Origin of the sequence: Rhizobium ecuadorense (assembly GCF_001187535.1) — a bacterium.
GTDB lineage: Bacteria > Pseudomonadota > Alphaproteobacteria > Rhizobiales > Rhizobiaceae > Rhizobium > Rhizobium ecuadorense.
The window spans coordinates 1-241 of the sequence record NZ_LFIO01000034.1 but is presented as its reverse complement, the minus strand read 5'-3'; the positions used below and the strand labels follow the sequence as shown (position 1 = coordinate 241).

The 241-nt window shown below is 54.4% G+C and carries 1 protein-coding gene; it reads right to left on the bottom strand.

Translation table 11 applies throughout. From position 1 onward, the window contains the following. Positions 1-241: TetR/AcrR family transcriptional regulator (locus AF337_RS01945; RefSeq protein WP_152970861.1), on the bottom strand; the 241-nt coding region annotated here is incomplete at both ends.

The window sequence follows — 241 nt, the reverse complement described above, 5'->3', positions numbered from 1 at the left end:
TCTGCGCGGTTACCCGATCCGAAACCTTGAGCTGTCTGACAGCCTTTCGAGCCGTCGAATTGGTCAATCCCCAATCCACCAAACGGTCCCACACGCGTCTTAGCCTTTGGCGAGGAGCGTCCCCATCCGGATATGGAGCAAGCATCCGCTCCATCAGATCGATTTCGATCGACACGAAGAGTTGATTGAGAAGATCGTCCTTGGTTGGAAAATAAGTGAACAGCGTTCCCTCGGACACGCC